Below are 13498 nucleotides of genomic sequence, written 5' to 3' on the forward strand. Positions count from 1 at the left end.
ACGCCCGGTTACATTCCGAACCCGGAAGCTAAGCCTTACAGCGCCGATGGTACTGCAGGGGGGACCCTGTGGGAGAGTAGGACGCCGCCGAACAAATTTTGAGAAAGCCCCCGGCCGGGGATACCGGCACGGGGGCTTTCTGCATTTCAGGGTCGATTAGGGTCTGGGTATGCGCTATGACCTCGTTATCTTCGACAACGACGGTGTGCTCGTCGACAGCGAGCCCATTTCCAACAGGCTCCTCGCCGGCTATCTCACCGAGCTCGGGCATCCGACCTCGTACGAGGAGTCCCTGCGCGACTACATGGGCTCCGCCATGCACCGCGTACACGATCTGGTGGAGGAGCGGACCGGGCGGCGGTTGCCGGAGGACTTCGACGATGTCTTTCATGGGCGGGTTTTCGCGGCCTTCGAGCGGGAGTTGGAGCAGGTGGCCGGGGCCGTCGGGGTGCTGGAGAAGTTGGCTGCGGATGGGGTGCCGTACTGTGTCGCATCCTCCGGGAGTCATGAGCGGATTCGTGTGGGGCATCGGAAGACCGGGCTGGATCGGTGGTTCGACGGCGGGCGGATTTTCAGTTCGCAGGATGTGGGGCGGGGGAAACCTGCGCCGGATCTTTTTCTGTATGCCGCCGAGCGGATGGGGGTCGTACCGGCTCGGTGTGTGGTGATCGAGGACAGTCCGTTGGGGGTACAGGCGGCTGTTGCTGCCGGGATGGATGTGTACGGCTTCACCGCGATGACGCCGGCCGAGAGGCTGGTTGGGGCTACTCAACTCTTCTCCGACATGGGGGAGTTGGTTGACCTGCTGGCCTGACATTTCCACGACGTGGCAGTGCCGGTCGGGTCGTACTACCTGTTCAAGAACGGGTTCGGTATGGGCACGCTCGCCGCGTTGGGGTGGACAGCGGGGTTAGCAATGTGATCGGGATCGGGTTCCTCGTCAGCGGGGTCCTGGCGGCCGGGCCGATGGTGGCCATGCCAGCCAGGGAGGTACGCGGCGAGGGCACGGACCGGTCGGGCCGTCGGCTCTGTTCCCGTGGCTGTGGGGGGCGTTGCGGGGGGCGAGCAGTGAAGCTGAGAAGAATTCATCTTTGGCTGGATCTACCCACCAGTACGCCTGGGCCCTACGCTCGCCGCCATGACTGATGTGCTGCGGCGCGGTAGGGCCTCGTTGGCGTTCAGCTTCTTCGCTCAGGGTGTTGCCTTTGCGCTGCTCGTGACCCGGATCCCGGCCATCCAGGACCGGTACGGGGTCTCCGACGCGCTGCTGCCCGCTTTCCTCGCCGCAGTCCCGATCCTGGCCGGCGTCGGGAGCGTGACGACCGAGCGGCTGGTGAAGCGGGTACCGCCCAGCCGGCTGCTGAGGTGGTCCCAGCCCGTCGTGCTCCTGGCGCTGCTCGGGGTCGGGGCGGGGCAGCGGATGGTCGAACTGGGACTCGCGCTCGCGGCGTTCGGGCTGGCCGTGGGTGTGCTGGATGCCTCGATGAACATGCTCGGGGTGAGCCTGCAGCGGTCGTACGGGCGCAGCATCATGCTCAGCTTTCATGCGGTGTACAGCCTGGGCGGGATTGTGGGGGCCTCGCTGGCCTGGGTGGGCGCGCACTGGGATCTGGCGCTGGTCGTGTCGTATCTGCCGGTTGTCGTGGTGTTGTTGCCGGCCGCGTTGGTGGGGAGTCGGTGGTACGTCGACGGGGGGTCCGTGGTCGTACGTGTGGAGGGTGAGGGTGAGGCCGCGGGGAGGGCCGTCGCCTTCAAGGCGCTGTTGCCGCTGTGTCTGGTGATGACCTTCGCGTACATCGGGGACTCGACCGTCTCCAACTGGAGTGCGAAGTATCTGCAGGACGTGCTCGGGAGTTCCGAGCAGTTGGCGACCGTGCCGTACAACGTCTACATGGTGACCACGCTGTTGGGGCGGGCCATCGGGGACTTCGGGGTGCGGAAGTTCGGGGCTGTCGCCGTGGTACGGGCGGGGGCGCTGGTGGCGGCCGTGGGGTTCGCGGTGGTGGCCGGGGCGCCCGGGGCATGGGTCGGGATGCTGGGGTTCACGCTGCTCGGGCTCGGGCTGTGTGTGCTGGTGCCGCAGACGTTCGCGGCGGCCGGACGGCACGCTGCTGAGACGGGCGGGCCGGGGGCTTCGGATGCGGCCGTTGCGCGGCTCAATGTGTTCAATTACGTGGGGTTTTTGATCGGTTCGCCCTTGGTGGGGGCGCTGGGTGATGCCTGGAACTATCGCGGGGCCATGCTTGTGCCGATGGTGTTGGTGCTGGTGACGCTTGTGTACGCCCGGTCGTTCGCCGCTCAACCGGACCGATACGGTGACGGGCATGAGCGGCCGCGCACAGCTGATGTGGGACGAGGCAGTAACGGGCTATGACTTCGGTCGGGACCATCCGATGGACCCGGTCCGGCTTGCCCTGACCAGGAGGCTCGTCGATGCCTTCGGGCTGGACAAGGACGTGGACGTCGTATCGGCGCAGCCTGCGGGGGAGTCGACGTTGCGGCTGGTCCATCGGCAGGACTACATCGAGGCCGTGAAGGCTGCCTCGGTGGATCCCGGGGCGGCTGATCAGTCGTACGGGATCGGGACGATGGATGATCCTGCGTTCGTGGGGATGCACGAGGTGTCTGCGCTCATCGCGGGGCAGTCGGTGGGGGCTGCGGAGGCCGTGTGGCGGGGGGAGGCGCTGCATGCGGTGAACTTCGCGGGTGGGTTGCATCACGCGATGCCGGGGGGTGCGTCGGGGTTCTGTATCTACAACGACGCCTCGCTGGCCATTGCCCGGCTGCTGGAGCTGGGGGCCGAGCGGGTCGCGTACATCGATGTGGATGTGCATCACGGGGATGGGGTGCAGGCCGCCTTCTGGGAGGATCCGCGGGTGCTGACGGTCTCGCTGCATGAGCATCCTCGTACGTTGTTCCCGCAGACGGGGTGGCCGGAGGAGACCGGGGGTGGGTCCGCGGAGGGTACGGCCGTGAATGTGGCGTTGCCGGCCGGGACCGGGGACGCGGGGTGGCTGCGGGCGTTCCATGCCGTGGTGCCGGAGGTGATCGCTGACTTTCGGCCGCAGGTGTTGGTGACGCAGCACGGGGCCGATACGCACTTCGAGGATCCGCTGGCGCACCTTGCCGTTTCGCTGGATGCGCAGCGGGCTGTGCAGGTGGCCTGTCATGACCTCGCGCACGAGTACGCCGATGGGAAGTGGGTCGCCCTGGGTGGGGGCGGGTATGCCGTGGTGGAGGTTGTGCCGCGGTCGTGGACGCATCTGGTGGGGATCGTGGCGGGGCGGGCGATTGAGCCCGAGGCGATGATTCCGGAAGGGTGGCGGCAGGAGGTGTTTGCGCGGACTCGGCAGTTGGGGCCCGCGCGGATGACCGATGGGCGGTGGCCTGTGGCTTGGGCTGGTTGGGACGCGGGGTATGACCCTGCGGACCGGCTGGATCAGGCTGTGTTGGCGACTCGGCGGGCTGTGTTTCCGTTGCGGGGGATGTTGGCGTAGGTGGGGGCGGTGGTGTTTCGCCCCCGCCGCCCCTACCCGTCCCATCCTGAAGGGGCTCCGCCCCTTCGACCCCGCCAGGGGGCTGCCGCCCCCTGGACCCCCGCTTCGGCCCTTCGGGCCTCGTCCTCAAACGCCGGACGGGCTGAAATGGCTCGGCGCCAAGATGTGAGGCCCTCTGCGGGTGGGTGGGGGCTAGGGATGGTTTGGGCTCGTCCTCGAACGTCGGGGCGGGCTGGGATGGCTGGGCCTGCGCTGAGAGGTGAAGTCCTCTGTGGGTGGGTGGGGGCTGGGGACGGTGTGGGCTCGTCCTCGGATGTCGGGCGGGTTGGAATGGTCGGGCCGGTGTCGAGAGGTGAAGTTCCCTGAGGGGTGGGGCTAGGGACTGTGGGGCCTCGTCCTGGGCTCATTAGCCCAACTGTGCGGTGTTTTCCCGTTCCCGTGCCCCCGTGCCCTCCCGTGCGTCACCATCGCTCTCGTGCTGAGTAGCGGAGCTCTTCGTGCCCATCTCCTGGCCGCTCGGCTTGCCGGGACCGTGGCTACTTCTCGGGAGGAGAGCCTCAGGAGTTATCGGCTCTTTGCTGCTCGTGATCCTCGTGTGCTCATCGGGCTCGATCCGGAAGGGGCTTGGCGGCAGGGGGATTTGATTGAGCTGATGGCGGAGAAGTGTGGGGTTTCGGCCGATCCAGGGTGTGTCTCCGGCCGTGATGTGATCGATCCGGAGCGGACTTTGACCGCTCTGGATGCCTTCGCCGACCGGGTCGCCGCTGCCGCCCAGCGCAGCGAGGCCGTGCTGCTGGGGACCGGGCATCCGCATCGGCTGCTCGGCTTCTACGCCGGCTTGGCGGACGCGTTGTCGGCGGCGGGATGTGCCGTTCTCAGCCCTGCGCAGGGTCGCTGTGTCGACATAACGACCCGGTTCGGTCTACGCACGTACAACCTTGACTACGTACGAGGAGTCGCGTTGGTGCGGGAAGCCGGCGCTCCGAGCACCGGGCGTGAGCCCGGCGCACACACGCACTCACCGCTCCCGGTTCGTACCGTGCTGGCTGCCGCGGCGGAGGCCGGCGGGCCGTTGCCGGAGCTGGTGATCGGGGACCACGGTTGGGTCTGCGGGGCAGGTCAGCTGGGGTTTGAGGCCATTGGTCTTGCCGATACGAATGACCCCGCGCTCTTTGTGGGGCAGGCCGAGGGGGTTGTGTCCGTCGTCGTTCCGGTTGATGACGGTGTGCGGTCTGATTACTACAGGCCGCTTACCCGCTACGTACTCAATCGAGCGTGTCTGTCACAGTAGGCCGTTGATGGGTGCACCTCTTCCCCACTCGCATCACCCGCCCCTACATTGGGGAGTGAGCACGCAGCGACGAAGAGTCACCGGAAGGGGAAGCCGGTGGCCGTCGAGTGCGGAAGGTTCAGGTGTGTCATGGCTGCAGCTGGCGAGAGGCCTCTGAACGAGGTTCAGTTCCTTACCGTGGCGGAAGTCGCCTCGGTGATGCGAGTGTCGAAGATGACCGTGTACCGGCTGGTGCACAGCGGTCATCTGCCCGCGATCCGGGTGGGGCGGTCGTTCCGCGTCCCCGAGCAAGCGGTTCACGAATACCTCCGTGAGAGTTATGTGGGGGTGGAAACCGCCTGACGGCAGTGGGTGAGGGGGGTCCTCAGGGCTGTTCGGGATCCCCCCTCGTCCTCCTCGATTACGACCTCAGCGCTCGGGCGGGTAGGCTAGCCCCTCGTAGGTCGTGTGGGCCCATGGCGCCCAAACACCGAGTGATGAGAAGTGAGCGAGGGTAGTCGTGGGCTCTGTTATCAAGAAGCGGCGCAAGCGGATGGCCAAGAAGAAGCACCGCAAGCTGCTCAAGCGCACGCGCGTTCAGCGTCGCAACAAGAAGTAAGCGCGGCGCGCCGCGAAAGTGGCGTGCTTTGTGGCCCCCCACCAGATCCGAGATCCGGTGGGGGGCCACACGTGTATCGCGGTCGCTCGCGTGGACCGGCTGTCGAGGTTGCGTGGATCTCTCGTCGGGTGTGGATGTGAGTGTGGGGGTGGGGGTGCGTGCGGGCTCGGGGTGGATGTCGAAGTCGTTGTGCGAAGGGTCGAACGCTGTGCATATGACTGGACAGAGGCGTGAGCCGTCTGGTCGTACGCATGGAATTCTCGTCACTTCATGCATTGGGCGGTCATCACAGCGCAACACCGAACCGCTAAGTTGGCCGCACACGGGGAACTCGGCAGGGGTACGAGTGCTGGAAGGAAGGCGCTGATCTTGGGCAAGGTCGTGCTCGTGACCGGAGTGGCCCGTCAACTGGGGGGCCGGTTCGTACGACGGATCCAGCGTGACCCACAGGTGGACCGGGTGGTCGCCGTGGACGCGGTTCCGCCCGAGCATCATCTGGGCGGTGCCGATTTCATCCAGGCCGACATCCGGCAGCCCACCATCGCGCGGGTGCTGGCCGAGAGCGGCGCCGACACCGTCGTACACATGGACGTGACCGGGACCGCGCTCGGCAGCGGCAGCCGGACCACGGTCAAGGAGACCAACGTCATCGGGACGATGCAGCTGCTCGGCGCCTGCCAGAAGTCCCCCAACGTCAAGCGGCTGGTCGTGAAGTCCAGTACGAACGTGTACGGGTCCGCGCCCCGCGATCCGGCCGTCTTCACCGAGACCACCCCGCCCAAGTCCCTGCCCAGCGGCGGCTTCGCCAAGGACGCGGTCGAGGTGGAGGGCTACGTGCGCGGGTTCGCGCGGCGCAGGCCCGATGTCGCCGTGTGCGTGCTGCGGTTCGCCAACATCCTCGGCCCGAGCGCGGACACGCCGCTCGCCTCGTACTTCTCGCTGCCGGTGCTGCCGACCGTGTTCGGCTACGACCCGCGGCTGCAGTTCGTGCACGAGGACGACGTGATCGAGGTGCTGCGCATCGGCTCGCACGAGCCGGAGCGGGGCACGCTCAACAGCGGCACCTTCAACATCGCCGGCGACGGCGTCCTGCTGCTCTCGCAGTGCTCCCGGCGGCTGGGCCGCCCCACCGTGCCGCTCCTGCTCCCCGCGGTCACCTGGGCGGGCTCCCTGGTGCGTACGCTGGGCATGTCGGACTTCTCGCCCGAGCAGATCCGGCTGCTCACGCACGGCCGGGTGGTGTCGACGGTCCAGATGCGAGAGACGCTCGGATTCAAGCCGAAGTACACGACGGCGGAGACGTTCGCGGACTTCGCGAAGAGCCGCGGTCCCGGACTCCTGCCGCCGGAGGCCCTTGCGGGGGCCGTCGACCGGATCGCCGCGCTGCCCGTCCTGGGCGGCGGCAACCCCCCGACGCAGAGCGCCAACTGAGGAGCGCATCAACGATGGCGGACGCCAAGGTCATTCCGTTCGACGACGACCGGTCCCGCGGGAGCGCCGTGCAGCGGCCGCAGCGGCGCCGGAGTGCGGGGAGCCGGCGCAAGAACGGTGAATCCGCGCTGGTAGGTGAGGTCCAGCCCCTCCCCGGACGGTCCTTCGCGCAGGATGATGTTCCTGTGACACGTGAGGAACAGCCGCCCCCCAGGCCCCAGGACGACGGCGGCCTGGAGCGGCGTATCGCGAGCGGCCTGGGCTTCCTGCGCCGCCGCCTCACCGGGGACTACGAGGTCGACGACTTCGGGTACGACGAGGAGCTCACCGACCAGGTCCTGATGTCCTTGCTGCGCCCGGTGTACGACAACTACTTCCGGGTCGAGGTGAAGGGCGTCGAGAACATCCCGGCCGAGGGCGGCGCGCTGATCGTCGCCAACCACTCCGGGACGCTGCCGCTGGACGGCCTGATGATGCAGGTCGCCGTGCACGACCACCATCCGGCGGGCCGGCACTTGCGGCTCCTCGCGGCCGACCTGGTCTTCATGCTGCCGGTCGTCAACGAACTCGCCCGCAAGCTCGGTCACACCCTCGCCTGCGCCGAGGACGCCGAGCGGCTGCTGGGCCAGGGCGAGCTGGTCGGCGTGATGCCGGAGGGCTTCAAGGGCATCGGCAAGCCCTTCAGTGAGCGCTACAAGCTCCAGCGTTTCGGCCGCGGTGGCTTCGTCTCCACGGCGCTGCGCCAGGGCGCCCCGATCATCCCGTGCTCGATCGTCGGGGCGGAGGAGATCTACCCGATGATCGGCAACGCGAAGACGCTGGCCCGTCTGCTGGGCTTCCCGTACTTCCCGCTGACGCCGACCTTCCCGTGGCTGGGTCCGCTGGGTGCGATTCCTCTGCCGACCAAGTGGACGATTCAGTTCGGCGAGCCGATCCCTACGGATGGGTATCCGCCGGAGGCCGCGGAGGATCCGATGCTGATGTTCAACCTGACCGACCAGGTGAGGGAGCAGATTCAGCACACGCTGTACAAGTTGTTGGTGCAGCGGCGGTCGGTGTTCTTCTGACGGAAGCGTGTCAGAAGCGGGCTGTTCGGAACGATCGATCCCGGACGCCTGGAGTCGGCGGACGGAGTCCGGCGCAGCCGTCCGAAGCCCGCGAAGCGGTGCGAGGGCGGCAATGTAAATGGGCCGCTGGCCCGTCTGCTGGGCTTCCCGTACTTCCCGCTGACGCCGACCTTCCCGTGGCTGGGTCCGCTGGGTGCGATTCCTCTGCCGACCAAGTGGACGATTCAGTTCGGCGAGCCGATCCCTACGGATGGGTATCCGCCGGAGGCCGCGGAGGATCCGATGCTGATGTTCAACCTGACCGACCAGGTGAGGGAGCAGATTCAGCACACGCTGTACAAGTTGTTGGTGCAGCGGCGGTCGGTGTTCTTCTGACGGAGAAGCGTCTGGCGGAGAGCCTTGATACGACAGCGGGGGCGCCCCTTGGGTGAGGGGCGCCCCCGCTGTCGTACGACTCACTGCTCTGCGGGCGCTAGTTCGCGTCCTCGCCTTCGATGCCCAGGCCGGGGAGCAGGCCGGGGAGCAGCGGAGGCAGGGTGACGGCGGGCTCGGTGCTCGGGGTCGAGGTGGACGGTGAGGCGCCGGTGCTGCCGGTGTCCTTCGGCGGGTCGAGCAGGCCTCCGGTGTTTCCGCCGAGCAGGCCCTCGCTCTCGCTGCCGGAGCTCTCGGCCGAATTGCTGGGGCGGCTGGACCGGTTGCCGTCGGAGGAGCCGCTGCCGCCGGCGCTGGGGTGGGCCGATCGGTCGGAGCCGGATGTGCCGGTGGACGTCGATCCGGAACCGCCCCGCCGCTTGCCGTCGCCGTCCTGTGCCGGAGCCGGCGGGAGGAGGGACTCCAGCGGGGCGACCTCTTCGTCTATGGCGTCGAACACCGACGACACCTGGTCACTCACGTCCCCGAGCTGGAGGGGAAGCCGCTCGCGGAGGTGGCCCCAGACCTCGCGGTGGGAGCGCGAGAAGGTGGAGAGGGCCTGGATGGGCCCCAGGGAGCCCGGGTCGCGTTCGTAGGCCTCACGGAGCAGGCGATGCCCCTCCGAGGCGTCGTGGCGCATGCCGGACAGGGCGCGGCGGATCTCGCCGAGCGACTCGTGGTCGAGCCGACCGCCACGGTCGCGCTCCATCAACCTGCGGGCCTCGCTCAGCCGGGTGGAGGCCTGGTCGAGATAAGTTCGCCCGCGCTCGTCGTCGCCGTCGGCCATGACGTTGAGCTTGAAGTCCTCGATGCCGCGCTTGAGGGGATAGAGAGAGTCACCGGGCAGGGCATCGGAACTCGCCGCGGCCACTCCACCGAAGGCTCCCGCCGCGACTCCGACGCTGAGCCCGCCCGCGGCCAGGCCCTTGGTCAGCCTCGAACGTGGCCGCAACTTCCCCAGCGGGGACGCCCGGTGGGCCCCCGGTGCCCGGTTCGAGCGCTGTCCGGGTACGGCTGGGTCCGCCTCGCCTCCCGCTGTGCCCTCCTGCAGCATGGCCTCCATCGCGGCGACGAGCTGGGCCCGCTGCACGACCTTGACCTCGGGGTCGAGTGCGGGCTTGGGCAGCTCGTCGAGACTCGCGGTGACGGCCAACAGGCGTGCCTGCTCGGTCGGTTCCGCAGCAGCCGATGCTGGTGCCGATCCATCTGGCTGCTCGGCCTGCTCGGCCGCCGAGCCCCGGTCGGTCAGCTCCTCCAGGGCCTGGGCGAAGGCGTTCGCCCGCCGGTGCGCCGATACGTTCGCGATCACTGGCGGCACCTCCTCTCGTGATGACGGTCGACTCCCCAGGGGGTCCTGAGGGTTGCACGCCCTGACCGAATCCACACGATCGAGTGATCGAAGTCGGCCAGGGAGTGACCACAGGGAGCCTGCATCCCGCACAACGAGCGGCTTGGCACTTGGGTTACGGACAGCGGATGAACGGACCGCGAAGTCAACAGACTTTCACCGAGGGTGAGTTGAGGGTTGCGGAGAGTGGTGATTTCGGGGCGGGTGAAGGGTTCAGCGGACGTCGTCCGGGAGCAGCCGGGCGAGGGTGCGGACGGCCCGGTACTGGAGGGTCTTGATGGCGCCCTCGTTCTTGCCCATGACGCGGGCCGTCTCGGCGACGGAGAGGCCTTGGAGGAAACGGAGGGTGACGCACTCCTGCTGCTGTGGGTTGAGGCGTCGTACGGCGTCGAGCAGGGCGGCGTTGGAGAGGGACTCGAGGACGGAGTCCTCGGGGGATCGCTCGACCTCGTTGGCGTCGAGCATCTCCCCGGTGGTGACCTCCAGGCGGAACCGGCTGGACTTGAAGTGGTCGGCGACGAGGTTGCGGGCGATGGTGACGAGCCAGGCCCCGAAGTCCCGTCCCTGCCAGGTGAAGGTGCCGATCCTGCGGAGTGCCCGCAGAAAGGTCTCGCTCGTGAGGTCTTCGGCGGTGGCCTTTCCTCCGACTCGGTAGTAGATGTAGCGATAGACGGTGTCGCTGTATTGGTCGTAGAGCCGTCCGAACGCGTCGGCCTCGCCGGCCTGTGCGCGTTCCACGAGATCCATCATTCGAGCGCTGTCGCTGTCTGCGGCAGGCCGACGAGCGGTCGTGGCCGTACCGGCCGAGCGTCCCCGTCTGCCGACGGCGGCGCTGCCGTCGGCGAGCGCGTAGCACGGGCCTACGGGCGCGGTGGTTACGGCGAGGGCGGGGACGGCGTACGCGGTGGGGACGAAGCCGCGCAACAGGTCTTTGACCGTTGCGCGCAGCGTAGCCAGGCCCGAGGCGTCAACCCCGACGTGTGGGTACACGGGACTCCCAGAGGCAGAGCTTCCATCACGTGCAGTGCGGGACCGTTCACCCGTCGTAGCGACGGAGGGGTACCGGTTTGCGTCTGAGGAGAATAACGCTTCGTGCAGGCACTGCTACGCCCAGTTGCTCAAATCACCGATTGCGTCTCTTCTGTAACCGATTGGCGCCCGATCAAGTGCCGGAGAGTGACCGGTTGTTGATCGAGTTCTTCCGTGTTCCGGCTGACTCCGGGGCGTGTTGTGGCCGTGTGCAGCCAAGGGGACTGGACAGGGGGTTGTGGGGGTAGGGGGTGCGGATTGGCTGTTCGGTCCGGGCGTGGCCCAAAAGCGGTCCTCGCCCCCGCCGCCCCTACCCGTCCCATCCTCCAGGGGCGCTGCCCCTTCGACCCCGCCTCCCTGGGGGCCTGCGGCCCCCAGACCCCCGCTTCGGCCCTGAACGGGCCTCGTCCTCAAACGCCGGACGGGCTGGGAGGTCTGGGCCGGCGCCGAGAGGTCACGCCCCTACGGGTGGGTGGGGGCTCGGGGCGGCGTGGCCTCGTCCTCGAACGCCGGACGGGCTGGGATGTCTGGGCCGGCGCCGAGAGGTCACGCCCCTACGGGTGGGTGGGGGCTCGGGGCGGCGCGGCCTCGTCCTCGAACGCCGGACGGGCTGAAGTGCCTGGACCGCCGTTGAGAGGTGGATCCCCGGCGGGTGGGTGGGGCTTAGGGGTGGCGTGGCCTCGTTCTCGAACGTCGGGCGGGCTGGGATGCCTGGATCCGTGATGGAAAGTGATCGGCCTGCATGGAGCGCTCAGCCCCCCGGGGGCCCGTAGTCGCGTACGGCGGGAAGGGGACGTGTCTGGGGGGTGTCCGCCCGCAGCGGTCGGCGTCAATGCGCGGGGACCTTCTGGCCGGCCCTGGGCCGCCGGACCGAAGGCGGACACCTCCCGGCGCGGCTCCGACTCGCAACCCACTACGCAGGCGCTACTGAACCCCCGCCGAGGCCGCACGGGCCGTCGCAGTCCCGCTCGGCGATGCAGAACCCACCCGCAGCAAGCGCTGTGTGAACCTCACCCCGTCCGCACGGGCCGCCGCAGTCCCGCCAGCTGACCCACAACCCACCCGCAGGCGCTGCTCGAACCCCTGCCGAGGCGGCACGGGCCGCCGCAGCCCTGCCCGCCGATGCACAACCCGCCCACAGCAGGGGCTACGTGAACCCCCACCGAGGCCGCACAGACTTCGGCATTCCGCCCGCCGACACACAACTCACCTGCAGCACGCGCTACGTGAACTCCCACCCCGCCCGCGCCGCCGCAGTCCCGCCCGCCGGCGAGCTACCGTCGGCGCCTGTGCAGTGCGATTGCCGCGGCTGTGCCGCCGGCCACCGCGCCCACTCCTGCGGCCGCCGGAATGCCGACCTTCGCTGCCTTTCGGCCCGTCCGGTAGTCGCGTAGGCGCCAGTCCAGCTTGCGGGCGTGTTTGCGGAGCTTGGTGTCGGGGTTGATGGCGTAGGGGTGGCCGACCAGGGAGAGCATCGGGATGTCGTTGTGCGAGTCGCTGTACGCCGCGCAGCGGGAGAGGTCCAGGCCCTCCGCGGCGGCCAGGGCGCGGACTGCCTCCGCCTTCGCGGGGCCGTGGAGGGGTTCGCCCACCAGCTTGCCCGTGTAGACGCCGTCCACTGACTCCGCCACCGTGCCCAGGGCGCCGGTGAGGCCGAGGCGGCGGGCGATCACCTGGGCGATCTCCACGGGGGCCGCCGTCACCAGCCATACCTTCTGGCCCGCGTCCAGGTGTGCCTGGGCGAGGGCGCGGGTGCCGGGCCAGATGCGCTCGGCCATGTACTCGTCGTAGATCTCCTCGCCGATCGACTGGAGCTCGGCGACGCGGTGGCCCTGCACGATCGACAGTGCCGAGTCGCGGGCCTCCTGCATGTGCTCCGGGTCCTCGACCCCGGCCAGCCTGAACCACGCCTGCTGCCAGGCGAACTTGGCGAGGTCGCGCGTCTCGAAGAACTTCCGCTTGTACAGGCCCCGCCCGAAGTGGAAGAGGGCGGCACCTTGCATCACGGTGTTGTCCAGGTCGAAGAACGCGGCGGCCTTCTCGTCGCCGAGTACCGGGAACTCCGGTTCGGTGTCGGAGACCTCCGTCGCTTCCTGCGACGACTTGCGCGCTGCCTCCGCCGAAGCCTCGCCAGCCAACACGCTCCGCGCCGTGGCGGAGCGCCTACGGGGAGTGAGCCATCCAAGAGCGGCCATGACCGTGAGCATAGCCAGTTTGTTCGGTGCTTCCGGAGTCGAGAGGTTTGAAGGTTGTGAACTCTCCGCGACCGCGCAGTTAAACAGCGTGGTGGTGCATCCGTTCGGCCCTCGGGTGTCGGCGCGCGAGAATGGCTGACATGAGTCCCCTCTTTCGTCGTGCCGCGGCCAAGTCCCCCGAGGACCGGCTCGTCACTCTCATCGGAAAGCCCGGGTGTCATCTGTGTGATGACGCACAGATCGTCATAGAGAAAGTGTGTGGCGAGCTGGGGGTTCCTTGGGAGCTGAAGGACATCAATCAGGACCCTCAACTCCACGACCAGTACTGGGAACAGATCCCGGTCGTCCTGGTCGACGGCGCCCAGCACACCTTCTGGCGCGTGGACGAGAATCGCCTCCGCAAAGCACTGACTGAGTAGTCCAACTCGTCCGGGAAGTCGCTTAGGATCGATGGCGACTTGGTCTCGGGGGCGGGGATCGTTGAGGAGAGTGTGCGGTTTTGCCCCCAAGAGCAGAGGAACGGTGGTGCGAATGCGCCGGTTCCATACCCGTGCGCCGGGCGTGCGTGAGCCCGGTCACGTTGGGCGGGCAAATCGGACACCATCTTTGTGCACGCGTTCACAAAGACATA

12 protein-coding genes, 1 rRNA gene and 1 pseudogene are annotated in these 13498 nt (G+C 68.2%); 11 read left to right on the plus strand and 3 right to left on the minus strand.

Going from position 1 to position 13498, the window contains the following annotated elements; translation table 11 throughout:
* The 10 genes and pseudogenes from rrf to ACIREI_RS29005 form a co-directional block, all read left to right on the plus strand.
* A 5S ribosomal RNA gene (gene rrf, locus ACIREI_RS28960) occupies nt 1-93 on the plus strand; the annotation flags it as partial.
* A 76-nt stretch (nt 94-169) separates the two neighbouring features.
* Entirely contained in the window at nt 170-814 is a 645-nt protein-coding gene (locus ACIREI_RS28965) for an HAD family hydrolase (protein WP_403338782.1), read from the plus strand.
* 324 nt (nt 815-1138) lie between these two features.
* Entirely contained in the window at nt 1139-2374 is a 1236-nt protein-coding gene (locus ACIREI_RS28970) for an MFS transporter (RefSeq protein ID WP_403338785.1), read from the plus strand.
* Nucleotides 2325-3497: an acetoin utilization protein AcuC gene (locus ACIREI_RS28975; RefSeq protein ID WP_403338788.1), complete on the plus strand. Its 1173-nt coding sequence runs from the start codon at nt 2325-2327 to the stop codon at nt 3495-3497. Before ACIREI_RS28970 ends, ACIREI_RS28975 begins: the two co-directional genes overlap by 50 nt.
* A 475-nt stretch (nt 3498-3972) precedes the next feature.
* Entirely contained in the window at nt 3973-4788 is an 816-nt protein-coding gene (locus ACIREI_RS28980; protein WP_403338790.1) for a phosphatase, read from the plus strand.
* A gap of 129 nt (nt 4789-4917) precedes the next feature.
* Complete coding sequence (locus ACIREI_RS28985) at nt 4918-5130, plus strand: helix-turn-helix domain-containing protein (protein WP_004984898.1); 213 nt, start codon at nt 4918-4920, stop codon at nt 5128-5130.
* Between the two features lie 157 nt (nt 5131-5287).
* Nucleotides 5288-5386 (plus strand): 30S ribosomal protein bS22, encoded by a 99-nt coding sequence (locus ACIREI_RS28990; RefSeq protein ID WP_003948845.1) that lies wholly within the window; start codon nt 5288-5290, stop codon nt 5384-5386.
* Nucleotides 5387-5755: 369 nt separating this feature from the next.
* On the plus strand, nt 5756-6817 hold the full coding sequence (locus tag ACIREI_RS28995) for an NAD-dependent epimerase/dehydratase family protein (protein WP_403338792.1): 1062 nt from the start codon (nt 5756-5758) through the stop codon (nt 6815-6817).
* A 14-nt stretch (nt 6818-6831) separates the two neighbouring features.
* Entirely contained in the window at nt 6832-7884 is a 1053-nt protein-coding gene (locus ACIREI_RS29000) for a lysophospholipid acyltransferase family protein (RefSeq protein WP_403338794.1), read from the plus strand.
* A gap of 126 nt (nt 7885-8010) precedes the next feature.
* Nucleotides 8011-8259: pseudogene (locus tag ACIREI_RS29005) on the plus strand (glycerol acyltransferase); the annotation flags it as partial.
* 97 nt (nt 8260-8356) lie between these two features.
* On the opposite strand, the gene ACIREI_RS29010 reads toward ACIREI_RS29005, so the two are convergent.
* From ACIREI_RS29010 to ACIREI_RS29020, 3 genes are all read right to left on the minus strand, one after another.
* Complete coding sequence (locus ACIREI_RS29010; protein ID WP_403338797.1) at nt 8357-9604, minus strand: DUF5667 domain-containing protein; 1248 nt, start codon at nt 9602-9604, stop codon at nt 8357-8359.
* Nucleotides 9605-9856: 252 nt separating this feature from the next.
* A complete protein-coding gene (locus ACIREI_RS29015) occupies nt 9857-10633 on the minus strand; it encodes an ECF subfamily RNA polymerase sigma factor, BldN family (protein ID WP_403338800.1) in 777 nt (258 codons plus the stop codon).
* Between the two features lie 1313 nt (nt 10634-11946).
* A complete protein-coding gene (locus tag ACIREI_RS29020; RefSeq protein WP_403338802.1) occupies nt 11947-12867 on the minus strand; it encodes an HAD family hydrolase in 921 nt (306 codons plus the stop codon).
* 131 nt (nt 12868-12998) lie between these two features.
* On the opposite strand from ACIREI_RS29020, the gene ACIREI_RS29025 reads away from it, so the two are divergent.
* Nucleotides 12999-13286 (plus strand): glutaredoxin family protein, encoded by a 288-nt coding sequence (locus ACIREI_RS29025; protein WP_403338805.1) that lies wholly within the window; start codon nt 12999-13001, stop codon nt 13284-13286.
* Nucleotides 13287-13498: the final 212 nt, after the last annotated feature.

This window comes from Streptomyces sp. NPDC093591, from assembly GCF_044764885.1.
Lineage (GTDB): Bacteria > Actinomycetota > Actinomycetes > Streptomycetales > Streptomycetaceae > Streptomyces.